The sequence below is a fragment of the Bradyrhizobium sp. JR4.1 genome (assembly GCF_040548605.1).
Lineage (GTDB): Bacteria > Pseudomonadota > Alphaproteobacteria > Rhizobiales > Xanthobacteraceae > Bradyrhizobium > Bradyrhizobium canariense.
Genome location: NZ_JBEPRY010000014.1, coordinates 1 through 24,955 on the forward strand (window position 1 = coordinate 1; position 24,955 = coordinate 24,955).

General features: G+C 64.6%; 21 protein-coding genes. 11 read left to right on the forward strand and 10 right to left on the reverse strand.

Going from position 1 to position 24,955, the window contains the following annotated elements:
• Positions 1-276: 276 nt before the first annotated feature.
• A complete protein-coding gene (locus ABIB90_RS24695; protein ID WP_354162125.1) occupies positions 277-1,554 on the reverse strand; it encodes a flavin-dependent oxidoreductase in 1,278 nt (425 codons plus the stop codon).
• Between the two features lie 143 nt (positions 1,555-1,697).
• Between ABIB90_RS24695 and ABIB90_RS24700 the strand changes: the two genes are divergently transcribed.
• Positions 1,698-2,318: a glutathione S-transferase family protein gene (locus ABIB90_RS24700; RefSeq protein ID WP_354162122.1), complete on the forward strand. Its 621-nt coding sequence runs from the start codon at positions 1,698-1,700 to the stop codon at positions 2,316-2,318.
• A gap of 126 nt (positions 2,319-2,444) precedes the next feature.
• Here the strand turns inward: ABIB90_RS24700 and ABIB90_RS24705 are convergent, their stop codons facing one another.
• On the reverse strand, positions 2,445-3,362 hold the full coding sequence (locus ABIB90_RS24705) for a LysR family transcriptional regulator (protein ID WP_354162119.1): 918 nt from the start codon (positions 3,360-3,362) through the stop codon (positions 2,445-2,447).
• A 90-nt stretch (positions 3,363-3,452) separates the two neighbouring features.
• Here ABIB90_RS24705 and ABIB90_RS24710 point away from each other — a divergent pair, with 90 nt between their 5' ends.
• Complete coding sequence (locus ABIB90_RS24710; RefSeq protein ID WP_354162116.1) at positions 3,453-3,887, forward strand: nuclear transport factor 2 family protein; 435 nt, start codon at positions 3,453-3,455, stop codon at positions 3,885-3,887.
• Between the two features lie 336 nt (positions 3,888-4,223).
• Positions 4,224-6,233: a methyl-accepting chemotaxis protein gene (locus ABIB90_RS24715; protein ID WP_354162113.1), complete on the forward strand. Its 2,010-nt coding sequence runs from the start codon at positions 4,224-4,226 to the stop codon at positions 6,231-6,233.
• Positions 6,234-6,291: 58 nt separating this feature from the next.
• On the opposite strand, the gene ABIB90_RS24720 is transcribed toward ABIB90_RS24715, so the two are convergent.
• The 3 genes from ABIB90_RS24720 to ABIB90_RS24730 form a co-directional block, all read right to left on the reverse strand.
• A complete protein-coding gene (locus tag ABIB90_RS24720; RefSeq protein WP_354162111.1) occupies positions 6,292-6,978 on the reverse strand; it encodes a glutathione S-transferase family protein in 687 nt (228 codons plus the stop codon).
• A gap of 132 nt (positions 6,979-7,110) precedes the next feature.
• Complete coding sequence (locus ABIB90_RS24725) at positions 7,111-7,437, reverse strand: hypothetical protein (protein ID WP_219684695.1); 327 nt, start codon at positions 7,435-7,437, stop codon at positions 7,111-7,113.
• A 167-nt stretch (positions 7,438-7,604) separates the two neighbouring features.
• On the reverse strand, positions 7,605-8,735 hold the full coding sequence (locus tag ABIB90_RS24730) for a site-specific DNA-methyltransferase (protein ID WP_007607106.1): 1,131 nt from the start codon (positions 8,733-8,735) through the stop codon (positions 7,605-7,607).
• Between the two features lie 410 nt (positions 8,736-9,145).
• On the opposite strand from ABIB90_RS24730, the gene ypfJ reads away from it, so the two are divergent.
• Together ypfJ and moaB are read left to right on the forward strand one after the other, a co-directional pair.
• Positions 9,146-10,081 (forward strand): KPN_02809 family neutral zinc metallopeptidase, encoded by a 936-nt coding sequence (gene ypfJ, locus ABIB90_RS24735; protein WP_007594991.1) that lies wholly within the window; start codon positions 9,146-9,148, stop codon positions 10,079-10,081.
• Between the two features lie 161 nt (positions 10,082-10,242).
• Complete coding sequence (gene moaB, locus ABIB90_RS24740) at positions 10,243-10,806, forward strand: molybdenum cofactor biosynthesis protein B (protein WP_007594989.1); 564 nt, start codon at positions 10,243-10,245, stop codon at positions 10,804-10,806.
• A 252-nt stretch (positions 10,807-11,058) separates the two neighbouring features.
• Here moaB and ABIB90_RS24745 read toward each other — a convergent pair whose 3' ends face one another.
• Together ABIB90_RS24745 and ABIB90_RS24750 are read right to left on the reverse strand one after the other, a co-directional pair.
• On the reverse strand, positions 11,059-11,985 hold the full coding sequence (locus ABIB90_RS24745) for a bifunctional helix-turn-helix transcriptional regulator/GNAT family N-acetyltransferase (protein WP_354162108.1): 927 nt from the start codon (positions 11,983-11,985) through the stop codon (positions 11,059-11,061).
• A gap of 61 nt (positions 11,986-12,046) precedes the next feature.
• Positions 12,047-12,622, reverse strand: a complete 576-nt coding sequence (locus ABIB90_RS24750; protein ID WP_007594985.1) for a glycosyltransferase family protein — start codon at positions 12,620-12,622, stop codon at positions 12,047-12,049.
• Between the two features lie 323 nt (positions 12,623-12,945).
• On the opposite strand from ABIB90_RS24750, the gene ABIB90_RS24755 reads away from it, so the two are divergent.
• Complete coding sequence (locus tag ABIB90_RS24755; RefSeq protein WP_354162105.1) at positions 12,946-13,785, forward strand: RMD1 family protein; 840 nt, start codon at positions 12,946-12,948, stop codon at positions 13,783-13,785.
• Positions 13,786-14,018: 233 nt separating this feature from the next.
• On the opposite strand, the gene ABIB90_RS24760 is transcribed toward ABIB90_RS24755, so the two are convergent.
• Together ABIB90_RS24760 and ABIB90_RS24765 are read right to left on the reverse strand one after the other, a co-directional pair.
• Positions 14,019-15,206: an acetate/propionate family kinase gene (locus tag ABIB90_RS24760; RefSeq protein ID WP_354162102.1), complete on the reverse strand. Its 1,188-nt coding sequence runs from the start codon at positions 15,204-15,206 to the stop codon at positions 14,019-14,021.
• A gap of 8 nt (positions 15,207-15,214) precedes the next feature.
• Positions 15,215-17,629, reverse strand: a complete 2,415-nt coding sequence (locus ABIB90_RS24765; protein ID WP_354162099.1) for a phosphoketolase family protein — start codon at positions 17,627-17,629, stop codon at positions 15,215-15,217.
• Positions 17,630-17,840: 211 nt separating this feature from the next.
• On the opposite strand from ABIB90_RS24765, the gene ABIB90_RS24770 reads away from it, so the two are divergent.
• The 4 genes from ABIB90_RS24770 to ABIB90_RS24785 all read left to right on the forward strand — a co-directional run bounded on the left by ABIB90_RS24770 (position 17,841) and on the right by ABIB90_RS24785 (position 22,012).
• On the forward strand, positions 17,841-19,004 hold the full coding sequence (locus tag ABIB90_RS24770; RefSeq protein WP_007594981.1) for a PA0069 family radical SAM protein: 1,164 nt from the start codon (positions 17,841-17,843) through the stop codon (positions 19,002-19,004).
• A gap of 24 nt (positions 19,005-19,028) precedes the next feature.
• Positions 19,029-19,484 carry a VOC family protein gene (locus ABIB90_RS24775; RefSeq protein WP_007594979.1) on the forward strand — a complete coding sequence of 152 codons (456 nt, stop codon included), beginning with the start codon at positions 19,029-19,031 and terminating at the stop codon, positions 19,482-19,484.
• 84 nt (positions 19,485-19,568) lie between these two features.
• On the forward strand, positions 19,569-20,405 hold the full coding sequence (rnhB, locus tag ABIB90_RS24780) for a ribonuclease HII (protein WP_354162095.1): 837 nt from the start codon (positions 19,569-19,571) through the stop codon (positions 20,403-20,405).
• A gap of 98 nt (positions 20,406-20,503) precedes the next feature.
• Complete coding sequence (locus ABIB90_RS24785; protein ID WP_219684689.1) at positions 20,504-22,012, forward strand: glycosyltransferase family 39 protein; 1,509 nt, start codon at positions 20,504-20,506, stop codon at positions 22,010-22,012.
• A 120-nt stretch (positions 22,013-22,132) separates the two neighbouring features.
• Here ABIB90_RS24785 and ABIB90_RS24790 read toward each other — a convergent pair whose 3' ends face one another.
• A complete protein-coding gene (locus ABIB90_RS24790; protein ID WP_007594976.1) occupies positions 22,133-22,942 on the reverse strand; it encodes a uracil-DNA glycosylase in 810 nt (269 codons plus the stop codon).
• A gap of 135 nt (positions 22,943-23,077) precedes the next feature.
• Between ABIB90_RS24790 and ABIB90_RS24795 the strand changes: the two genes are divergently transcribed.
• The gene (locus ABIB90_RS24795) at positions 23,078-24,739 is read left to right on the forward strand and encodes an electron transfer flavoprotein-ubiquinone oxidoreductase (protein ID WP_354162091.1); all 1,662 of its coding nucleotides are present in this window, start codon (positions 23,078-23,080) and stop codon (positions 24,737-24,739) included.
• Positions 24,740-24,955 lie beyond the last annotated feature (216 nt).

The following is a 24,955-nucleotide window of genomic DNA, read 5'->3' on the forward strand; positions in this document are numbered from 1 at the left end:
ATAAAACTCGGCTGCCCCGTCTGCTTCACCGCCATCGTCATTCCTCCAAGGCTTTGCCTTAGAGAATCACAATTGACGGATTACGCAACAGGCCCCTTGCGGGAGAAGCTGGCGCGAAGCGCCGGATGAGGGGTATCTCTCGGCGAGGTCAAGTTGTCAGAGATGCGCTCGCGGAGACAGACCCCTCACCTGAGTGAGTCCGCGTCTACCGGCATCGCTGCCCTCTCCCACAAGGGGCGAGGGCGCATCAACGCGCGTCTCGCTTCGCGCGAATACTCATTTCGTCGCGCGCGCACCCGCGCTCACGATGGGCGGCTTCGCATTCAGCGCTTCCACCTGGAAGCCGGCGACGCGCTTGTAGTTGGCGGCAACATCCTCCAGCTCCTGTTGCGACAGCACGTCAGTGACGACCTTGTAACCATCCGGCGCCCGCTCTTCGACGAGCTGCATCACCTGCTCGGGGCCGTTCTTGCGGTTGAGCAGGACGAGACTGGTGGTTGCAGGCCTTCGCTCGGCCTCATAGGCGAGCAGGGCCGCTTGCGTCGGGCCGTGCGCCAGGATCTCGCGCGTGATGGTGCGGGCATCGAGGATCGCCTGCGAGGCGCCGTTGGATCCGATCGGGTACATCGGATGTGCGGCGTCGCCCATCAGCGTGACGCGGCCGAAAGTCCATTGTGACACCGGATCGCGATCGACCAGCGGATATTCATAGGCGTGCGGGCAGTTCTTGATGAGGCCGGGCACGTCGAGCCAGTCGAACTGCCAGCTCTCGAACCAGGGCAAGAACTCTTCCAGCCGTGCGGTGCGGTTATAGTCCTCGCGCCGCCATTGATAGGTCGGCGGCATGTGGCGCTCGGCAACCCAGTTGATCAGATGGTTGCCCGCGGCGTCCGGTTCCTTCGAGATCGGATAGCAGACGAATTTCAGGATCTCGTGGCCGGCCATGATCATGGTGCGGCCGCTGAGGAAGGCTTTTGCAGGCGTGACGCCGCGCCAGAGGATGCGGCCGTTCCAGATCGGCGGGCCTTCGTCGGGATAGAGTTTTTCTCGCGCGGCGGAATGGATGCCGTCGGCGGCGATCAGGATCGTGCCGTCGTAAGTCCCCGCGGCCTTGCCGGTGGCCTTGTCGATGAAATCGGCGCGCATGCCGTCTGCCGTTTCGGTCCAGCCGGTCAGATGATGGCTGGTGAGGATGTTGTCGCGGCCGAGCCGCTCGATAGCGGTGTCGAGCAGGAGCTGCTGGAGCGTGCCGCGATGGATCGAGAATTGCGGCCATTTGTAGCCGGCCTCCAGTCCGCGCGGCTCGCTCCAGATCGGCTTGCCGTGCTTGGAGAAATAGGCGAGCTCGCGGGTGCGCACGCCGCTGGCATCGAGCTTGTCCATCAGCCCGAGCTCGATCAGCTCGCGCACCGCATGCGGCAGCACGTTGATGCCGACACCGAGCGGCCGCAGCTCGGCGACGCTCTCGAACACTTTCACGGGAATGCCGATTCCGTGCAGGCTGAGCGCAAGCGTCAGGCCGCCGATGCCGCCACCGGCGATGAGTACGGTCATGGGAAAGCCCCTCCAACTAGAGGCGTCTTGGCACAGCCGGGCGCCGGTGGGCAACTGCGAAGAGCAAGGGCACACTGAGAACGCCGTGCTATGGACCTAGGGGCCGGCAGCCGTTAACTTCCGGCTTTCCCATGAGGTCCGACATGCTCAAGCTCTACTACGCCACCGGCACCTGCGCGCTCGCCACCTACATCACCCTGGAAGAAGCCGGCGCCGACTACGCCGCCGAGCGGCTGAGCTTCAAGACCAACCAGCAAAACAGCGCGGAGTACCTCGCGATCAACCCGAAAGGCCGCGTGCCCGCGCTGGTGACCGATCGTGGCGTCCTGACCGAGACGCCCGCGATGCTGGCCTATCTCGCGCAGACCTTCCCCAAGGCCAAGCTCGCGCCGCTCGACGATCCCTTCGACTTCGCCCAGGTGCAGTCCTTCAACTCCTATCTCTGCTCGACCGTGCACATCAACCATGCGCACAAGATGCGCGGCGCGCGCTGGGCGAGCGAAGAAAGCTCGTTCGCCGACATGAAGCAGATGATCCCAAAGACCATGGGCGCCTGCTTCGCCCTGATCGAGCAGAAGATGTACAAGGGACCCTGGGTGATGGGCGAGCAGTTCACGATCTGCGATCCTTATCTTTACACCCTGTCGACCTGGCTCGAAGGCGACAGCGTCGACATCAACACGACGCCGAAGATCGCCGATCATTTCAAGCGCATGTCCGACCGCCCCGCCGTGCGGAAGGTAATGGACGCGCAGAAGGCGTAGGGCTCTTGTAGGGTGGGCAAAGGCGCGTAGTGCCGTGCCCACCATCTCTGATCACTTCAACAGAAGTAGTGGGCAAGCTTCCGCCCTCGCTCTTCGAGCTACGGCGGACAAGTCGCTTTGCCCACCCTACGAAGCCTTCCGCTTCTCCAATTCCCGTCCCGTCTCCAGCATCAGCCGCCTGAGCCAGATCGAGCCGGGATCCATCTGTGCGCGGGTCGGGTAGAACATGAACTGCTCGTCGATCCCGGGGTCGAGTGGTGGCGTCACCGTGACGAGGCCGAGCTGCTTGGACAGCGCCGCGATCAGCCGGCGCGGCACGAAGGCGACGAGGTCGGTGCGGGCGGCGACATGCAGCGCTTCGAGATAACCGGGGACGACGAGAGCGATGTGCCGGTCGATGCCCTTGGTGCGCAGCCAAGTGTCGATCAGGTCCTCCGGCTGGCCGCGGATAACTACTCCGACATGGCGCGCGGCCAGGAACGTCTCGCGCCGCTTCAGCGCCGTGGCGACGGGGTGGCCGCGCCGCACCGCCAGCGCGTCGCTGTCGGTGTAGAGCAGCTGGCGGTGAAATCCCTTGAAGGCGTTGCCGATCGAGATCACGAGATCGATGGTGCGGGCGAACTCGGCGTGGAAAATCGCCGGTCCCCGCCACGGCACCACGTCGATCCGGACGTTGGGAGCGGCCTGCGTCACCTTTTCCATCAAGGGCGGCATCAACAGCTCGACCGCGAGGTCCGGCATCATCAGTCGGAATTGCCGCTCGCTGCGCGCCGCATCGAATTCATTCGATACGAACAGCCCGCGCACCTGGTCGAGTGCCTGCGCCAACGGCGCGCGCAAGGCTTGTGCCCGCGGCGTCAGCTCCATCCGCGCGCCTGTGCGTACCAGGAGCGGATCGCCAAGGATGTCGCGCAGACGCTGGAGCGCATGACTGGCCGCCGGCTGCGACAGCCCGATCCGCAAGGCGGCGCGACTGACGCTGGCCTCGCGCAGCAGTGCGTCGAGCGCGGTCAGGAGATTGAGGTCGAGCGAATTCAAATTCATGAGGCGAATAGATATCATATCCACTATCGATTTGAAGAATTTAGAGCCGGCGGCGATGATCTCGGTGTTCTCACCGAAGGAGATGCCGCCATGAGCGCGAGCGCCAACAAGAAACTGATGCAGGATATCTTTGCAGCCGCCGCCAGCCCCGATCCGGCTGCGCGCGACCGCGGTTTGTTCACCGAAAGTCTTGCCGGTGACGCCAAATGGATCGTGACCGGCCAGTACTCCTGGTCGCGCACCTTTTCGGGCAAGCAGGCGATCCTCAACGATCTGCACGCCTATGTGCGGACCCGCCTTGTCGACCGGACGCGGACGGTTGCCCACCGCTTCATCGCCGACGGCGATGTCGTCGTCGTCGAAGCAAAGGGCGACAATGTCACGCCCGAGGGGGTGCGCTACGACAACGATTATTGTCTCGTGTTTCGTCTCGAGGACGGCAAGATCAAGGAGATCCGCGAATATTGCGACTCGGTGCTGACCGAGAAGGCCCTCGGTCCGTTTCCGCAGACGGCCGCGAGCTGAGCGGATCGAGCGGCGTCGCGTCCGCCGACCGGTGCCGTCCGCCGCGGTCGGCGAGGGGCGGTCGGTCGCACAGGCCGGACAGACTGCAGCGGCATGCATGCCGCTGCGGGCTTCGGGCCAAAACCTTGCTCACCTGCCGATAAAATCAGCAGATGTTGTGCCGTCTGGCGCATGCGCGCGCGAAAAATTTGAAGGTTCAATTGACGAGTGTCGCCCATTGTGTCGCGGTGCAGCGTGGTTCGCGAACAACGCGACCCGCGGCTGCCGGGGTGGCGCGACAAATCGCCGGAGTTGTTCGTCCGCCCGAATTCACATGCTTCTGAGTGGACAGTGGGAATGCCGAGTTTTCGTTTGCGGATCAGGGGACGCCTGTACGCTGGTTTCATGGCCTTGGTGGCGGTTGGTCTTGTGATGGCGGTGGTCGCCATCTGGAATTTGCGGTCCGTCCAGGATCAGGTCGCAAAACTCTCCAAATTGTCGGACAGCACGGCGCGCATCCTGGAGATATCGACCCATCTTCAGGCCATCCAGCGGGCCAATCTGCGCTACATTTACGATGCCAACGAACCTGCGATGCGGGAGGCTGCCGAGCGAGAGACCGCGGCGACCGCGCTGTTGCAGCTCGGAGCAAAGGGCACCCTCTCGGAGGAGCGGCGGAAGCTCTACAACGATCTGATCGGCGACATCGCCAAAATGAAAAGCCTGCGTGACAGTCTCGGCGACGCCGTCAACGAGGCGCGGACCGGCAAGGCGACGCTGTTGCCGAGTGGCGAAGAGCTGACCGTCAAGATGGCCAAGCTGGTGGATGTGGCCCGCGCCGCCGCCGACGACGACACCGTGTCACTCGTCGCGGACCTCGAATCCCGGGTCCTGCTGGTTCGAATCGCGAACTGGCGCTTCCTCGCTCTGCGCGACACCAACGGCCCCACCGCCTTCAGAACCAATGTCGACAGGGCGGTACAGCGGCTGGCAGCCGTCGAAAGGAGCCCGCAGGCGGCGGACCTTCGGTCGTCTCTGACGCCTGTGAAGACCGCGCTCGGTATCTACAAAGCCGCGTTCGAAACGACCTCCGCCGCGATGCTGCGGTCCGACGAGATCTACCACAAGGATCTCGCACCGCTCATCTCCGCGAGCATCGCCAAGCTCAAGGTCACGGAAACCACCTTGAAGGCGGATTACAACGATTCGCGCATGGCGGCCGATGCCGTGATCGACGGCACGACCTCGCTACAGGAGATCGCGGGCGGCCTCGCCGTCCTGTTCGGACTGATCGTCGCCTTCCTGACCGCCCGCAGCATCGTGGGGCCGCTGACCTCGATGACGCGCGCAATGGGGCTGCTTGCCGGGGGCAATCTCGCCGTCGAGATCCCCTCGCGCGGCAAGGCCGACGAGATCGGCGATATGGCCAAGGCGATCGACGTCTTCAAGACCAACATGATCGAGACCGAAAGGCTGCGCCATGAGCAGACCGCAACCGAGGCTCGGCAGGCCGAGGGCCGCAAGGCCGACATGGCCCGGCTCGCCAGTCAGTTCGAGCAGGCGGTGGGCGAGATCGTCGATACCGTATCCTCGGCATCGCAGGAGCTCGAGGGCTCGGCCGGCACCCTGACCGCGACCGCAAGGCGCGCGCAGGATCTCTCCACCGAAGTGCAATCCGCCTCCCAGGAAGCCTCGGCCAATGTGCAGGCGGTCGCCTCCGCGACCGAGGAATTGTCCTCCTCGGTGACGGAGATCGCGCGCCAGGTGCAGGAATCCGCGCGCATCGCGGGCGAAGCCGTCGGTCAGGTGAGCAAGACCAACGCGCGCGTCAGCGAGCTCTCCAAGGCTGCAGCCCGCATCGGCGACGTGGTCGAGCTGATCAGCACCATCGCCGGCCAGACCAACCTTCTGGCGCTGAATGCTACCATCGAGGCGGCGCGCGCGGGTGAAGCCGGCCGCGGCTTTGCCGTGGTCGCCTCGGAGGTCAAGGCGCTCGCGGAGCAGACCGCGAGGGCCACCGGTGAGATCGCGCAGCAGGTCTCGGGCATCCAGGCCGCGACGGAGGAGTCGGTCGGCTCGATCAGGGAAATCAGCGGCACCATCGAGCGGCTGTCGGAGATCTCGTCGACGGTTGCCGCCGCCGTGGAGGAGCAGGGTGCGGCGACGCAGGAGATCTCCCGCAACGTCCAGCAGGCGGCCCAGGGCACGCAGCTTGTGTCGTCCAACATCGGCGACGTGCAGCGCGGCGCTTCCGAGACCGGCTCGGCCTCTTCGCAGGTGCTTTCGGCGGCACGCTCGCTGTCGGCCGACAGCAACCGCTTGAAGCAGGAAGTCGCCAACTTCCTGAACTCGGTCCACGCCGCCTGAGCATGAAAAGCAAAAGGCCACGCGCATGCGCGTGGCCTCGCATTGTGACGTGGTGCGATCAGGCGACTTTCGTCGTCATGTGCTTGAACATGTTGCTGCGGGCCTCGTCGTCCATCTCCGCCTTGAACGTGAACTTGTCCTTCAGCGCGATCGCGCGCGTCGCCGCGGGCCGGGCCGAGATCTCGTCCACCAGCCGCTTCACGTCCGGATATCGCGCGAAGGCGTCGTCGCCAAGCTTGAATGGCACCATCCGTGCCCAACCCCACAGCGCCATGTCGACGATCGAATAGCTGTCGCCGACCATGTAGCGGCGACCTTTGAGGTGACCGTCGAGAATCTTGTAATGGCGATCGGTCTCGAACTGGTAGCGGTTATGCGCGTAGTCGTGGTTCTGGTCTTTCGGCGCAAAATGCTTGAAGTGCACGGCCTGGCCCGAATACGGCCCGACGCCGGTGGCGACGAACATCAGCCATGACAGCATCTCACCGCGAACATTGGCGGCGGGCAGGAATTTGCCGGTCTTCTCGGCCAGATAGAGCAGAATGGCGTTGGAATCGAACACGATGGTGCCGTTGTCATCGATCGCCGGCACCTTGCCGTTCGGATTGATCTTCAGATAGTCCGGCGTGAACTGCTCGCCCTTGCGGGTGTCGATCTTCACCGGCTCGAAGGGCAGGCCGGCCTCTTCGAGATAAAGCGCGACCTTGGTCGGGTTCGGCGAACCGTTAAAATAGAATTTGAGCATCGGGCATCTCCCCTGTGTTTGTTGGCCGAGAGTGGAGGCAGCAACATGTCCGCAAGCCGCCTTGTCTTGCCTGAACCTTGTTGGGGAGGGCAACCGGCGAGTTTGCCGGGCGGTATCTGCGCGCGACGCAGATCAGCCGGCGTAACAAAGGCCGATCGCCGCCGTAATGACCATGGCCGCGCCCACAGCCTCGAGGCGCAGCCCGATCCGCGTGGCGATATGCATGTCGGAGGCCCGCGCCTTGCGCTCCGATCCGCGCGCATAGCCGTGAACGATGACGTCGTGATTGAAACTGTCATGGGCCTCGTTGCTGCTGGCGAGCCCGACACAGACCACGAGCACGCCGAACAAGGCGAGGCCGAAAAATCCCAGCAGCGCAATCAGGAACATCGGAAACATGCCGACCAGAAAGATCGGAAGCAGCGGCACCAGCAGCAATGTCTCGGACTGTCGTCGCATGGCTCGACCGATCAAGACGGGGCGTAGACAGTCAATCTAGTCCCGGCCGTCGCGTCATTCAAGACGCCGTAGGGTGGGCAAAGGCGCAAAGCGCCGTGCCCACCAAACATCGCGGCGAGAATGGTGGGCACGCTTCACTTTGCCCACCCTACAACATGACGGGAAGGCTACCCCGCCGCCATGCCGGCGCGGATCTCGGCGCGGAGCTCGTCGATCAGCTTGAGACCCTTCTTGGTCTCGATGTGCCAGAAGGTCCATCCGTTGCAGGCTTGCGCGCCTTGCGCCACCGCGCCCATGCGGTGAATGGAGCCGACCTTGTCGCCGAACATGATGGCGCCGTCGGCGCGGACCAGCGCGCCGAGCTTCTTCTTGGCGTCGAACAGCTTGGTGCCGGGCATGATCATGCCACGCTCGATCAATTCCGAGAACGCAACCCGCGGCGCTTCGCGCGCCGTCATGAACGGGGCGAGGCTTGCCTCCGGCAACGGCTCGACCGCGGCGATGCGCGCTTGTGCCGCTTTCGCATAGGTCTTGTCACGCTCGAAGCCGATATAGGAGCGGCCGAGGCGCTTGGCGACCGCGCCGGTGGTACCGGTGCCGTTGAAGGGATCGATCACGAGGTCGCCGGGTTTGGAGGACGACAGCAGCACGCGTGCGAGCAGGCCTTCCGGCTTCTGCGTCGGGTGCACTTTCTTGCCATCGGCGCCCTTGAGGCGCTCCTCGCCGGTGCAGAGCGGGATCAGCCAGTCGGACCGTGCCTGCACGTCCTCGTTGGCGGCCTTCAGCGCCTCGTAGTTGAAAGTGTAGCCCTTGGCCTTCTCGTCGCGCGCGGCCCAGATCATGGTTTCGTGTGCGTTGGTGAAACGGCGGCCGCGGAAATTCGGCATCGGGTTGGTCTTGCGCCAGACGATGTCGTTCAGGAGCCAGAAGCCGAGATCCTGCATGATCGCGCCGACGCGGAAGATGTTGTGATAGGAGCCGATCACCCAGATCGTCGCCGACGGCTTCATCGCGCGGCGGGCGGCGAGCAGCCAGGCGCGGGTGAAATCGTCATAGGCGGAGAACGAATCGAACTTGTCCCAGTCGTCGTCGACCGCATCGACATGGGATTCGTCGGGGCGCTTGAGATCGCCCTTGAGCTGAAGATTGTAGGGCGGATCGGCGAACACCAGGTCCACCGAACCAGCCTGAAGCTTCGACATCTCTGCGACGCAATCGCCGAGGACGATGCTGTGCGAAGGAGACTCAAAATTTGTGCGGGGCGCCCTTGCAGACGCCCCGCGACGCGACTCTACCATGACTCAAGAACTCTGACTCAGGCGACGCTGTCGGCGACGCGGGACCAAACAACCGACTGACCGTTACATTGAAGCGGCAAAGTAAAAATCGACTTAACCCGCCGCTTTCGTAAGCAGCCCTCGCATCGCGCCTCGCACGCGGTTCGCTCCGCGTATTCGCCGTGTTTTGCAGTGTATTTCGCGTTTCTTCGCGTCGCGGCTGTGATCGGAGCGCAAAAAGACTCGAAATTTCTCTCGGAAAAAATTGCTCGATGCCCGGAAAAAATTGCTGGCATTGCCATGCTGTCGCACTAGGCAATAATTGCCGAGCGGGATATTGATTAACGCAATGGAAATTTTACGTGCATGGTGCGTTGAGCTTTGCCGCCTTTGCGCCCAATTGATGCCAGCCAGGACCGAGGGAAGCCGCCATGCGCTACGATGATTTCCGCCGCAGCGACGACATCGAGGATCGTCGCGACGATGGTGGCGGGGGCGGTGGAGGAGGCGGGTTCGGCCTCCCCATGGGCGGCGGCGGGCTCGGGATCGGCACCATCATCGTGCTCGGCTTGGTCGGCTACGCCTTCGGCATCGATCCGCGCATCCTGATCGGCGGCGCCGAGATCCTCACCGGCGGCGGCCAGGCGCCGTCCTACCAGACCGATCGCCAGTCGTCGTCCAACGCCAAGCGCGGCGCGCCGACCGACGAGATGGGCAGCATGATCTCCGGCATCCTCGGCGAGATCGACGATCGCTGGAGCGAGATCTTCCAGGCCTCGGGCCAGTCCTTTACCGGTCCGAAGGTCGTGCTGTTCCGCAACGTCACCAATGGCGGGCGTTGCGGCCGGGCCGAGTCGGCGATGGGACCGTTCTATTGCCCGCCGGACAAGACCATCTTCCTCGACACCGGTTTCTTCCGCGAGGTCGAGACGCGTTTTCGCGGCTGCTCCGGCAAGTCCGCTTGTAACTTCACCACCGCCTACATCATCGCCCATGAGGCCGGCCATCACATCCAGAACCTGCTCGGCATCATTCCACGCGTGACGCGCCTGCAGCAGCAGGCCGGCAGCAAGGCGGAGTCGAATGCGCTCCAGGTGAAGGTCGAATTGCAGGCCGACTGCCTGTCCGGTGTCTGGGTCAATCGCGAGGCGAAGAAGCGGCCGAACTTCCTGGAGCCGGGCGACATCGACGCCGCACTCACCACGGCGAGCGCGATCGGCGACGACACGCTGCAGCGCCAGTCCACAGGCCGCGTCGTGCCCGATTCCTTCACCCACGGCTCGGCGGCGCAACGCAAACAGTGGTTCATGACCGGCTACCAGCAGGGCACCGTCCAGGCCTGCAACACGTTTGGTGGCGGACAGTAGGCTGACGGTTTCGTGCCCCGGACGCAGCGCAGCATGTAATGCTGCGCTGCTGAGCCGGGGCCCATAACGCCGGCGCCTCTGAGATTTCACGAGCATGGGTCCCGGCTCTGCGACGCACCGCTGACGCGCTGCATCGCGTCCGGGACACGAGAGGAAGTACAATGACCTCCATCGACGAAACAAAACAATTCGTCCCGCTCAACATCGCAGTGCTCACCGTGTCCGACACGCGCGTGCTCGCGGATGACAAATCCGGCCAGACCTTGGCCGACCGTCTCACCGCGGCCGGCCATCATCTCGCCGCGCGCGAGATCGTCACCGACGACGTCGAGGCGATCCGCACCGTCATCCGCCGCTGGATTGCGGACGCAGGCGTCGACGTCGTCATCACCACCGGCGGCACCGGCTTCACCGGGCGCGACGTCACGCCGGAGGCGATCGAGCCCTTGTTCGAGAAGCGCATGGACGGTTTCTCGATCGCATTCCACATGCTGAGCCACGCCAAGATCGGCACGTCGACGATCCAGAGCCGCGCCACGGCCGGCGTCGCGGGCGCAACCTACATCTTCTGCCTCCCAGGTTCGCCCGGTGCCTGCCGCGACGGCTGGGACGGCATCCTCAAAGCCCAGCTCGATTACCGCACGCGTCCCTGCAATTTCGTCGAGATCATGCCGCGGCTGGACGAGCATCTGCGTCGGCCGAAGGCCCAGGGCGCGACGGTGTAGGGGTCCGCGTTGGCGCGCCATTCTTCCCTTCCCCCCCTTGTGGGGGAAGGTGGCATAGGCCGCCTTGGGCCGCCGTTCTTAAAGAACGCCGAAGCGAAGCTTCGGCTATGGCGCCGGATGAGGGGTATCTATCGGCACGGAATGTGCCGAAGCAAACCCCTCACCCAAGTGGGCTTGTGTCTACCAGCGTCGCTGCCCTCTCCCGCAAGGGGCGAGGGCGCATTCATGCGCATCTCGCTCGTTGCGAAATAGTCAGAGATCCCGCTCCCAGGTCTCGCCGATCAGATCGACACCGAAGCTGTGGTGCTTCTCTTCCTTCACGAGCTTGAAGCCTGCACTTTGATAGATGCCACGCGCGGCGACCAAGATGCTTTGCGTCCACAGCGTCATCTTGCTGTAGCCCCTCTCGCGCGCACCCTGGATACATTGCTGGACCAGCGCGCGGCCGACACCGAGTCCCCGCGCTTTCTTTTCCACCTGCAACAGGCGCAGCTTGGCAATCTCGTCCGTAGCCTTGACCAGAAAGATCGAGCCGGCCGGCTCGCCGCCCACTTCCGCAATCCAGCAGTGCTCGCGGGCGACGTCATAGTTCTTGATGAACTGTGCGCAGATCTCGGCGACCAGGGCCTCGTAGCTGATATCCCAGTTGTAGTCGGCCGCATAGGCGGCGGCCTGCCGTGAGATGACCCAGCCCATGTCGCCGACGCGATGGCTGCGCAGCATGAAAGCCGCGGGCTGGCTTCGACGCTCCAGCACGGCCTCGATGGTCGCCATAGCCTGCGTGAGCCGCGTTGCATCGCTGGCCGAAAGCTGAGCCAGCATTGCGGCGACCTCATTTTGCGAGCTCAGGTTCAGCTTGGCAAAGGTCTGGCGACCCTTGGCGGTGAGGCTGAGCTGGTATTGCCTGCGATCCGCGGGCAGGGGCCTGCGGGTGATCAGGCCCTTTTCGTCGAAGCTTTGGACTATGCGGCTGAGATAGCCGGGGTCGAGGCCAAGCTCGTTGCCGATCTCCTTGGCGGCAAGGTCGTCCCGTTGTGCGAGCTCGTAGAGCACGCGGGCCTCGCTGAGCGAGAACGGGCTCTTTCCAAGGTGCTGGTCGAGCACGCCAAGTTTGCGGGTGTAAAAGCGGTTGAAGGCGCGGACCGCTGCGATGTGGTCGTCGGTACCGTTAAATGACATGGGTCACCTTGATACTTGCCATTGTCAAACAATTATTTGACTTTGGCAAGTATCGAGAGTGTTAGCCGACCATGACGATCCGACTGCGCAGCATGATCCGCGACGAGCGGCCGAGCCGCCGCAGCAGCCGCGCCTCGGAGCGGCGGGCTTGGGGCGCGTAGCCGCCGATGCGGTCGTAGTGATCACGCGCGATCAAAAGTCCCTGATCGCCGAAGGGACCGACGAGCTTGCGCATCAGGGCCCAGAGAATATCGCGGAAGCCGGCATCGGCGTAGGGCGAGCGGGCATAGCGGAAGACGGCCGCACGATCCCGGCCGCTGGTCGAGACGGACTGGATGAACTGGGTGGTTTCCTCGATCCAGCCGGTTTCCAGCACAGCGCCCGCAGGGAGGAACATCAGCCAGGACGAACGGGCCTGGAGTGCGCCGGCGGCGAGCGCGGCGCCTTGCGTGGATCCTTCGAAGCCGATGAAACGGCAGCCCGCGACGTCGGCAACGCGCTCGATGACGCCATTGCGGGTGCCGTCGACCAGGAGCACTTCCCGGATGATGCCTGCGGCGGCACCGGGTACCAGCGCGGCCAGAGTGGCGACCGCCGTCTGCTCGACGCCTTCGGTCGGAATGATGACGCTCAGCATGATTGAGGCTTCAGTGTCCACACTTCGGGAGAAGCGTAGCTCATTATGAGGGCGTCATAAAACATGTGGCGCTGCCGAGCAACTTTCCGGCCGCGCTTCGGGTATACGATGGTAAACCGCTGCAGCTGTCGCATCCAAATGTGTCCCGTACGGGGCGGCGATATTGCCGAATGTGTCGCCCCAAGCCTGTCCTGTCCGTATTAGTCCGGAGACGAACCGCAACATTGCGAGGCGCGCCGGCCGTTCGTAAATCCTGCAAGAGGAGGATGCGATAGCGGGAGAACGGGAAAAACCGTGCAATGGTGCTGCTGACGAGGCTTTGAATGAACGCCGATCAACTTGCTGTTAACTCGCCGGCAACATCTCCCAGGCCGGACGGCGCGCCGACCTTGCGGATCCGCGCCGTGATGCTGGGTGAACGCATCAATCCCTCCGGACTCGAAATTGGCGCGACAGTCTCCTCGATGCCGGCCGCCTTCCGCGTCCATGCCGGCCTTGCGGTCATCTTCCGCTACGGCGTCGTGGTGCTGATCGGTCTCCTCCCTTCGGAGGAGAAAGTGCTGATCGACAGCCTGAAGCCCCGCGTGATCGGCGAGTTCAGCCCCTACGAGGAGGAGATCGCGCATGCGCAACTCTGCAAGGACGAAAGCGCCGAGGCTATCCAGCCGGGTGGCCCGATCTGTCTCGCCAAATTCTCCGACGACCGGCTGCTGCTGATCGCGGACGCGCTTGCCAAGAGCACTTCGCTCGCACGTGACGAGCGCCGCGTCGCCGCCGTCTTCGACGTGATCGAGCCATTTGCGCGCAAGCTCGCCGAGCAGGGCCGCACGCCGCCCCGGCGCAAGGGCATCTTGCAATTGATCGGCAATGCGCTTCTCGTCCAGCAGCGCGTCGCCGGCCGTGTTGCGGTGGCCGAGAAACCCGACGTGCTCTGGGAGAAACCCGAACTCGACCGGCTCTATGCCCGCCTTGAAGACGAGTACGAACTGAAGGAGCGCCTGGACACGCTCGAGCGCAAGCTCGCCGCCGTGTCCGCGACCGCCAACGCACTTACCGACATCATCGATACCCAGCGCTCGCTCCGCCTCGAAATCGCCGTGGTGGTGCTGATCGTGATCGAGGTCGCGATCGGGTGTTTCCAGATTTGGTCGGGGACGCATTAGAACGCGCGGGCCGCTGGATCAATTTACCCCGCGAGCGAGATGCTCGTGACTGCGCCCTCGCCCCTTTCGGGAGAGGGCAGCACCGCAAGGAGACACAAACTCACAGGCGTGAGGGGTATGTCTCCGCATACTCACATGCATACATCAGCGACGAAAGAACCCCTCATCCGGCGCTTCGCGCCACCTTCTCCCGCAAGGGGAGAAGGGAAGCAACGCCGACCGTACGCCGTTGATCACGAACTGACGGCCCGCAGCACCGCCGCACAATGTCGTGCGATCATCAGTTCCTCATTCGTTGGAATGACGAAGACATCGACTGCGCTGTCGCCATCGTTGATACGCTCGCGCGCCGCCTCATTCGCAGCGGCATCGATGCGCACACCGAGCCAGTCGAGACGCTCACCGATCGCGCCGCGGATTTCCCCGGCGTGTTCGCCGATGCCGCCGGTGAAGACCAGGCAGTCCAGCCCGGCAAGCGTTGTCGCCATCGCCGCCACTTCCTGCGCGGCGCGGAAGGTGAAGAGCTCGACCGCCTCCCGTGCCGCAGCTTCGCTGCTCGCAAGCAGCGTGCGCATATCCGAAGCGATGCGGGAGACGCCGAGCAGGCCCGATTCGTGATAGAGCAGGTGCTGGACGTCTTCGACCGACATCTTCTCGTGCTGTTGCAGATAGAGCAGTACGCCCGGGTCGATCCTGCCGCAGCGCGTGCCCATCACCAGTCCGTCGAGCGGCGTCAGTCCCATCGTGGTGTCGATGCTGCGGCCGTCGCGCACGCCGCACAGGCTCGCGCCGTTGCCGAGATGCGCGATCACAGTGCGCTTCGCCACGAGCTGTGGTGCGATTCGGGCGAGCCGTCCCGCGACATATTCGAACGAGAGGCCATGAAATCCGTAGCGCCGGACGCCGCGCTCTTCATAACCTCTCGGAATGGCGAAGCGGCTGGCGGGCGGCGCAATGCCGTGGTGGAAAGCGGTGTCGAAGCAGGCGATCTGCGTCAGGTCGGGCCTTATCGCCGTGATGGTGCGGACCGGCGCCAGGCAGCGCTGCTGGTGCAGCGGCGCCAGCGGCGTCAGCGCTTCCAGCTTTGCGGTGACATCGTCCGTCAGCTCGACCGGAGCGGAATAGTCCGGACCGCCATGGACGACACGATGGCCGACGGCGCGCAAGCGATGGTCGCCGAAACGATCCTCGATGAAGCCGAGCACGTCGGCGAACAGATGATCGCTGTCCGCATCCGATGCTTCCCTCCGTTTCCCGAACAGGTCCTCGCCCGCGGGGCTCTTCACGACGAGCCGCGGCTTCGTCTCGTGCTCGTCGAGCAGGCCCTTGCAGAGCAGGGTGGGCTCGGCCGCCGAGATATCGAACAGGCCGAATTTGATGCTCGACGATCCCGAGTTGAGAACGAGTACTGTGTTTGACATGGCTGCTGTCAGTCGCCTGCCTGCGCCGGCGTGTTGCCGCCGGCGCTGTTCTGCCAGACCCATTCCTGGATTTCCGGCATGTCCTCGCCGTATTCGCGCACATAGCGCGAATGCTCGATCAGCTTATCGCGGAATTGCTGCTTCACCTGCGCCGCCTTGGTGGCCAGTCCCGGCACGCGCTCGATCGCCTCGATCGCGAGGTGATAGCGGTCGAGCTCGTTGAGCACGACCATGTCGAACGGCGTCGTCGTGGTGCCTTCCTCGGCAAAGCCGCGGACGTGCATGCCGGCGTGGTTGGTGCGGTTATAGGTCAGCCGGTGGATCAGATAGGGATAGCCGTGATAGGCGAAGATCACCGGCTTGTCGCGCGTGAACAGGCCGTCGAAGTCGCGATCGGACAAGCCGTGCGGGTGCTGCTCCCTGGGTTGCAGCGTCATGAGGTCGACAACGTTGACGACGCGGATCTTCAGCTCGGGCAGCGCCTTGCGCAGCAGGTCGACGGCGGCGAGTGTTTCCAGTGTCGGCACGTCGCCGGCGCAGGCCATCACGACATCGGGCTCGCCATTCGCGTCTTCCGTGCCGGCCCAGCTCCAGATGCCGATGCCGGCGTCGCAATGCGTGGCCGCCTCCTGCATCGACAGCCATTGCGGCGCCGGCTGCTTGCCGGCGACGATGACGTTGACGCGGTCATAGGTGCGCAGGCAGTGATCGGCGATCCACAGCAGCGTGTTGGCGTCCGGCGGGAAGTAGATGCGGACGATGTCGGCCTTCTTGTTGGCGACGAGATCGACGAAACCGGGATCCTGATGGCTGAAGCCGTTGTGGTCCTGACGCCAGACATGCGAGGTGAGCAGATAGTTGAGCGAGGCGATCGGTCGCCGCCACGGCAGATGCCGGGTCACCTTCAGCCATTTGGCGTGCTGGTTGAACATGGAATCTACGATGTGGATGAACGCCTCGTAGCAGGAGAAGAAGCCGTGCCGGCCCGTGAGCAGATAGCCCTCTAACCAGCCCTGGCAGAGATGCTCGCTCAGGACTTCCATCACGCGTCCGTCCTGGGCGAGATGCACGTCGTAAGGTTTTGTCGGCTCCATCCAGACGCGTTCCGTGGCCTCGAACACCGCATCGAGCCGGTTTGACGCGGTCTCGTCCGGACCCATGATGCGGAAGTTGCGGGCCTCGGCGTTGAGGCGGATGACGTCGCGCAGGAATTTCCCGAGCTCGCGGGTTGCCTCCGCCACGACGCCGCCCGGCTGAGTTACCTCGACGGCGAAGCTGCGGAAGTCCGGCAGCTTCAGCTCCTTCTTCAGAAGGCCGCCATTGGCGTGCGGATTGGCGCCCATGCGGCGATTGCCTTCGGGCGCGAGCGCCTGGAGCTCGGCAATCAGAGCGCCGTTGGCGTCGAACAGATTTTCCGGCTCGTAGCTGCGCATCCAGTCTTCGAGAATCTTCAGATGCGCCGGATTCTCGCGGCAGTTCGCGACCGGCACCTGATGCGCCCGCCAAAAACCTTCGACCTTCTTGCCGTCGACTTCCTTGGGGCCGGTCCAGCCCTTCGGGCTGCGCAGCACGATCATCGGCCAGCGCGGGCGTTCGATGCTCTTGCGGCCGTCGCGGGCGTGCTGCTGGATCGACCGGATGCTGGCGAACGCGACATCCAGCGCGTCCGCCATGGCCTGATGCATCGGCTTGGGATCGTCGCCCTCGACGAACAGCGGCTCGTGGCCGAGCCCGCGGAACAGATTGCGGATCTCGTCGTCGCGCATCCGCCCGAGCACGGTCGGATTAGCAATCTTGTAACCGTTGAGATGCAGGATCGGCAGCACCGCACCGTCATGGGCGGGATTGAGGAACTTGTTGGAGTGCCAGGACGCGGCGAGCGGGCCGGTCTCGGCCTCGCCGTCGCCGACGACACAGGCGACGATCAGGTCGGGATTGTCGAAGGCCGCGCCATAGGCATGCACCAGCGCGTAGCCGAGCTCGCCGCCTTCGTGGATCGAGCCGGGCGTTTCCGGCGCCGCGTGACTCGGGATGCCGCCGGGGAAGGAGAACTGTCTGAACAGCTTGCGCAATCCGTCGGCATCGCGCGCGATATCGGGATAGATCTCGCTGTAGCTGCCTTCGAGATAGGTGTTGGCGACCATGCCGGGGCCGCCGTGGCCGGGACCGCAGACATAGATCACGCTCAGGTCCAGCGCGCGGATGACGCGGTTGAGATGGGCGTAAATGAAGTTCAACCCGGGCGTCGTGCCCCAATGGCCGAGCAAACGCGGCTTGATGTGCTCGGGCCGTAACGGCTCGCGCAGCAGCGGATTGTCGAGCAGGTAGATCTGCCCGACGGAGAGATAGTTCGCGGCGCGCCAGTAGCGGTCGAGCAGATCGAGGTCGCTGCTCGCTGCGGCCAATTGTTGTTGATTTGTCATGTTCCTGCCGACCTTCACCCGGGATCGTCACCAACCGAGTTCCGGCGAGATCGATCCTTCGGCAGCATCAAACGGGATCGCCGTGACGCCACTGTTGCGTGAGGTCAAAAGCGGGCGCGCGAAGTTTGGGCAGCTCTACTGTGCATGGGGTTGTTTTCACGTTTTTCGTTTGTGTTCTTGATTTGTTCCTTTGGCGTGCTATCTTTGCTTCATGAGTCCAGCATCCTCTCATGCTCTCAAGCACCCGCCGGTCACGGCGCCCTCCGAGCCGGCGGGTGCGCCTTCTGACTTCCCTGAGCTGGCGGTCGCCATCGACCGCCAGCGCAGGCGAGGCCGGGGCGCGCAGTCCAACGCCAGCGGCCGGTTCGAGGCCGAGGCGCGCGTCGCATTCGACGATGGCTGGCAAAGCCTTGAAGAACTGCCTCCGTTCAAGACCACGGTCGGGATCGACACCTCGCGCAAGGTGATTACCCGCAACGATTCTCCCGACATCGGCTTCGATCGTTCGATCAATCCCTACCGCGGCTGCGAGCACGGCTGCGTTTATTGCTTCGCGCGGCCGACCCATGCCTATCTCGGCCTGTCGCCGGGGCTCGACTTCGAGTCGAAGCTGTTCGTGAAGCCCGAGGCGCCGGCGCTGCTCGAGAAGGAGCTTGCAGCGCCGGGCTACGAGCCGCGGATGATCGCGATCGGCACCAACACCGATCCCTATCAGCCGATCGAACGCGAGCGCAAAATCATGCGCGGCATTCTGGAGGTGCTGGAGCGCGCCGGCCATCCCGTCGGGATCGTCACAAAGTCGGCGCTGGTGACCCGCGACATCGACATTCTCGCGCGCATGGCCAAGCGCAACCTCGCCAAGGTCGGGATCTCCGTGACCTCGCTCGATCCGAAATTGGCGCGCACCATGGAGCCGCGGGCGTCCACGCCGCCGAAGCGGCTGGAGGCGCTGAAGCAGCTTTCCGAGGCCGGCATTCCGACCACCGTCATGGTCGCCCCCGTCATCCCCGCGCTGAACGATTCCGAGATCGAGCGCATCCTGGACGCCGCCGCTCATGCCGGCGTCAAGGAAGCCTCCTACGTGTTGCTGCGGTTGCCGCTCGAGGTGCGCGATCTCTTTCGGGAATGGCTGATGGCGAACTATCCGGACCGCTATCGCCACGTCTTCACGCTGATCCGCGACATGCGCGGCGGCCGCGACTACGACGCGAAATGGGGCGAGCGCATGAAGGGCACCGGTCCGATGGCCTGGACCATCGGCCGCCGCTTCGAGATCGCCTGCGACAGGCTCGGGCTGAACAAGCGGCGCTCCAAGCTGACGACGGATCATTTTGCCAAGCCGAAGCGGAACGGCGATCAGCTCAGCCTGTTCTGAGGGACGAAGTGGGAGAGGCGTCGTATGAGTCAGGAACTGCCAGCTCCAATCCCGCGGCTCACCGTCATCACGCTGGGCGTGAATGACATCCGCGCCAGCATTGCCTTTTACGACGCGCTCGGGTTTTCGCGCCGGCTCAAGGTGACCGGTGAGGCCGTTGCGTTCTATGACACCGGCGGTCCGGTGCTCGCGCTGTTTCCCTGGGACCAGCTCGCGGTCGACGCCAGATTGCCGGATCATCCGAGGCCATCGACGTTCCGCGGCATGACGCTCGCTTGGAACTGCCGCGCGCGTGAGGAGGTGGATGCGGTGCTGGCTTTCGCCATCGGCAAGGGAGCCGCGCTGCTGAAGGCCGCGCATGAGACCGATTACGGCGGCTATTCCGGCTATTTCGCCGATCCTGATGGCCATCCATGGGAAGTCGTGGTCGCACCCGGCATCGACGTCGGCGAGGACCGGCGGGTGCATCTGGCGGAATAGGGCGGCTGACTTGAATCTTGAATAGCGGGAATTGTCCGAGGTTCCCGGTTGCGCAGGCCGTGCCGCTTGCGCACGATCCCCGCCATGATTCGGGATCAGTCCGCCAAGAAGCCGGCCAAAGGTGCGCCCAAGAAGGCTGCGCCTGAAAACAAGAAAGCTGCGCCCAAAAAAATCGCCAAGGCGCTGGCCGGCACAAAGAGCGCCATCATCGTCGCCCCAAGCTTCCGCCGGGAGCGCGCGCTGATGAAGCGCGGCGTCTGGCCGGTGGCGGGCTGCGATGAGGCCGGGCGCGGGCCGCTGGCCGGTCCTGTGGTGGCTGCGGCGGTGATTCTCGATCCCGACCGCATCCCGCGCGGGATCGACGATTCCAAGCGCCTGACGGCCGAGGAGCGCGAAAGGCTGTTCGACAAGATCTGCGCCACCGCCCAGGTCTCGGTGGCCGTCGCCTCGCGCGCCCGCATCGACCGCGACAACATCCTGCGCGCCTCGCTGTGGGCGCTGAAGCGCGCCGTGGTGGCGCTGCCCGAGCAGCCCCGGCACGTCTTCGTCGACGGCCGCGACCGGCTCGACACGGAATGCGATTGCGAGGCCGTGATCGGCGGCGACGGCATCGTCCTGTCGATCGCAGCGGCCTCGATCATCGCCAAGGTGACGCGGGACCGCCTGATGTGCGCGCTGGCGCAGGACTGTCCCGGCTACGGTTTCGAGCAGCACAAGGGCTACGCCGTTCCCGAGCACCTCGACGCGCTCAACCGCCTCGGTCCCACCGTCCACCACCGCAGCTTCTTCGCCCCCGTCGCCGCCGCCCGCGCCAAGCACATGCCCTGGACCGTCGAGCCGGCGCAGGATCTGTTTGCGGTGACCGAGATCGAGCTGCAGGTGGACACGAGCCTGGAAGTCGACGCGTCGGCAAATCTCTAGACGAGACTCGGTTGCCACGACGCGCCGCGCCCTCTATCAAAATAGTCGTTAGCGAATAGGGCCGGCTTCACGGGTTGGCTGCATCTTTCGGACGTTGCATGCGGTTTACCTCCCTGGTCATCGAGCTCATTCGCGCGCGGCCGCGGCTGATCGTCTGGATCGCCGTGCTGCTCCAGGCCGCGATGTGGCTGTTCGTGGCGCTGGTGTTTTATCGCAGCCCGCCCGGCAGCCTCGCGACCCTGCTGGCGTTCGGCCGCGAATACCAGGTCGGCACTGATTTGGGCCCGCCCTTACCGGTCTGGCTCGCCGACATCGCCTATCGCGCCGCCGGCGGCCACGTGTTCGGCGTCTACGTCCTTGCGGAGCTCTGTGGGGTCGCGACCTTCATCGCGCTCTATCATCTGTCCCGCGCGGTGGTCGGCCCCCAGCAGGCAGTGCTGGCCGTGCTGCTGACCATGACGCTGCTGGCCTTCTCCTCGCCAGCACTCGACTTCGGCCCCCTGGTGCTGGCGCGGCCGCTCTGGGCGCTGCTGCTGCTGCATTCCTGGCAGATCATCGGACAGCGCCGCGGCAACGCTTGGTTCGCCTGGTCGATCGAGGCCGGCCTCTTGCTGCTGACGACGCCGGCTGCGATCTTCTTCTTGCTGCTGATCGTCGTCTTCGCGCTCGCAACCGCGGACGGCCGCCGCACGCTGCGCGCATTCGACCCACTGTTTGCGCTGGTGGTCGTCGCCGTGCTGGCATTGCCCTATGCCGTCTGGCTGATGCGCGCCGAGGTGCTCGTCCTGCCGGCCTTGCCTGAGGTCGCCCAGCTCAATGCCCGCGCGCTGCACGCGGCCTGGCTGCTCGGGGGGCTCCTGCTCGGTGCGGCGGCGATCCCGGCGCTGACGGTCCTCAACACCGGCCTGTTCGTTCCCAAGAGCGAGGAGGCGCCGATCATCTACCGCCCGCCGGTCGAGCCGCTCGCGCGCAATTTCGTCTATTTCTTCGCGCTGGCGCCGCCACTCGGCGCGGTGCTGATCTCCGGCCTGCTGGGCCTCGACGCCGTCGTCGGCGGCGCCGGCGTCGTGCTGGTGTTGTCGGGGCTTGCCGTGGTCGTGGGGGCCGGCGATCTCATCGCGATGCGCCGCGCGAGGATGCTGCGGATGGTCTGGGCGGCCGCCGTCATCGCGCCCGCAATCGGCGTCGTGCTCGCCGTCCTGCTCCTGCCGTGGACCGGTGCCAACGAGATCGCGACCTCGATGCCGGCGCGCGCGATTTCGGACTTCTTCGACGAGAGCTTTGCCCGTCGCACCAATCATCGCCTGCGCGCGGTCGCCGGCGAGACCCAGCTTGCGAGCCTGATCACGCTGCATTCCGGCCGGCCGCATCTCTTCATCGATGCCGAGCCCGCGCGGACGCCTTGGATCAATCAGGCCAAGTTCAGCGAGACCGGCGGCGTCGTGGTCTGGCGCGCCTCTGATACCGGCGGCACTCCGCCGCCGGACATCCTCGCGCGCTTTCCCGGCATCGTCCCGGAAGTCCCGCGCGCCTTCGAATGGCTGGTGACCGGACGCCAGCAACTGCTGCGCATCGGCTGGGCCATCGTGCGGCCGAAGGGGACTTAGTCGCTCGCCCTTTCCCTCGTCATTGCGAGGAGCGCTTGCGACGACGCAATCCAGAGTCCGCGGAAAGATTCTGGATTGCCTCGCTGCGCTCGCAATGACGGGGAAGGGTCGTACGGCTCCTCACGCCCCCGCCAGCGCCTTCGCGATCGCGCGCAGATCCTGCCAGGCCAGCCGCTTGTACGACGGCGAGCGCAACAGATAGGCGGGGTGGAAGGTCGGCAGCGCGCGGATGGTGCGCGCGCCCGTCTCGTAGTCGAACCAGCGGCCGCGGGTGCGCATGATGCCTTCGCGGGTCGACAGCAGCGTCTGCGTCGAGGGATTGCCGAGCGTCACCAGCACATCCGGATTCACCAGCTCGATCTGGCGCTGGATGAACGGCAGGCAGATTTGCGTCTCCTGCGGCGTCGGCGTGCGGTTGCCGGGCGGCCGCCAGGGGATCACGTTGGCAATGTACGCGGTGGTGCGGTTGAGGCCTATGGCTCCTATCATCAAATCGAGCAGCTTGCCGCTGCGCCCGACGAAGGGAAGCCCCTCGATGTCCTCGTCGCGGCCCGGTGCCTCGCCGACGAACATGATGCGCGCCTGCGGATTACCGTCGGCGAAAACCAACCGTGTCGCTGTGTGCTTCAGCGCGCAGCCGTCGAAGCCCTGCATCAGCTCGCGCAGCGCCTCCAAGGTCGGCGCGGTGCGTGCGGCCTCGCGCGCCGAGGCGATCGCGATGTCGGGTGCGGGCGCAGCCTCGCCGCGCAACACCGCCGGCGCGGCGGCCGGCCGTGGCGCCTCGAGCGGAGGTGGGGCGCGCGGGGCCGCAGGTGGAGCATCCAATTCCGCCAGGCGGTCGATCGGTTCCTCTGCGAGCGTGCAATCGACTCCGGCCTCCAGATAGAAGGCGAGAAGCTCTCGGACCGTGGGTGCGGGTTCTGGGATCATTGGAAAGTCTGACTATTAGTCCAGTTTGGGGCGCCTTGCACCCCGGCGAAACGCATTTCCGAGGTTGTCCTACCCGGAAAAATCGGAAACAAGAGGGCGCAATCGACCAAGGACCGTCTCAAGGGCTGAGATCAGATGAGCACCGAAGAACTTCCCCCGCGCGAATCCATGGAATTCGACGTCGTCATCGTCGGCGCCGGCCCCTCGGGCCTGGCTGCAGCGATCCGGCTGAAGCAGATCAATGCCGATCTCAATGTCGTCGTTGTGGAGAAGGGCTCCGAGGTCGGTGCGCATATTCTCTCCGGCGCCGTGATCGACCCGGCCGGGCTCGACAAGCTGATCCCGGACTGGCGCGAGGATTCCGATTGTCCTCTGAAGACCCAGGTGAAGGACGATCGCTTCTACTGGATGACGGGCGGCAGCGCGATCAGGCTGCCTAACTTCATCATGCCGCCGCTGATGGACAATCATCACTGCTATATCGGCTCGCTTGGCAATGTCTGCCGCTGGCTGGCGCGCAAGGCAGAGGCCCTCGGCGTCGAGATCTATCCGGGCTTTGCCGCGGCCGAGGTGCTCTATGACGAGCAGGGCGCGGTGAAGGGCATTGCCACCGGCGACATGGGCATCGGCCGGGACGGCAAACCGAAGGACTCCTTTACCCGTGGCATGGAATTGCTCGGCAAGTACACGCTGTTCGCGGAAGGCGCGCGCGGCAGCCTGACCAAACAGCTCATCGCGAAGTTCGCGCTGGATACCACGAGCGAGCCGGCGAAATTTGGCATCGGGCTCAAGGAAGTCTGGCAGATCGATCCCGCCAAGCACCAGAAGGGCATGATCCAGCATTCGTTCGGCTGGCCGCTCGATCTGAAGACCGGCGGTGGCTCGTTCCTCTATCACTACGACGACAACCTCGTTGCCGTCGGCTTCGTCGTGCATCTCAACTACGACGACCCGTATCTGTCACCGTTCGACGAGTTTCAGCGTTTCAAGACCCATCCGTCGATCCGCTCCACCTTCGAAGGTGCCAAGCGGCTCGCCTATGGCGCGCGCGCCATCACCGAGGGCGGGTATCAGTCGGTCCCGAAACTCAGCTTCCCCGGCGGCGCCCTGATCGGCTGCGCGGCCGGCTTCGTCAACGTTCCCCGGATCAAGGGCGTGCACAACGCGATGGGCACGGGCATGCTCGCCGCCGAGCACGTTGCGTCCGCCATTGCCGCCGATCGCGCCAATGACGAGATCGTCGATTACGAGAACGCCTGGCGCTCCTCCTCGGTCGGCAAGGATTTGTTCCTGGTCCGCAACGTCAAGCCGCTGTGGTCGAAGTTCGGCACAGTGCTCGGCGTTGCGCTCGGCGGCTTCGACATGTGGTGCAACACGCTGTTCGGCGGGTCCCTGTTTGGCACCCAGTCGCACGCGAAGCCCGATCGCGCGACGCTCGATCCGGCCAAGACCCACGCGCCGAGGACCTACCCGAAGCCTGACGGCAAGATTTCCTTCGACAAGCTCTCCTCGGTATTCCTGTCCAATACCAATCATGAGGAGGACCAGCCGGTCCATCTCAAGGTCACGGACATGAACCTCCAGAAGACGTCCGAGCACGACGTGTTTGCAGGTCCCTCGAATCGCTATTGCCCGGCCGGCGTCTATGAGTGGATCGAGGAAGGTTCCGGCCCGCGCTTCCAGATCAATGCCCAAAACTGCGTTCACTGCAAAACCTGCGACGTGAAGGACCCCAACGGCAACATCACCTGGGTTCCCCCCGAGGGCGGCGGCGGTCCGAACTACGAGGCGATGTAGGCGGGGTCAGCAAGCCACGATCCAGGTGACCAAGGCCCAAGGGCGACCAATATTGCGTGACCTTGGCCCTGCGACGCACGTTCGCGTGAGAACCCGGCCGCGGTCGCGGTCCGTGGTCACGATAAGGCCATACTGGCGGCGTCTTGGGGCGCTCTTGACCGGTCACTTGGCCGATTTGGGGCGTGCGGAGGGGATCGCCCGGCCCGAATCCTTGCG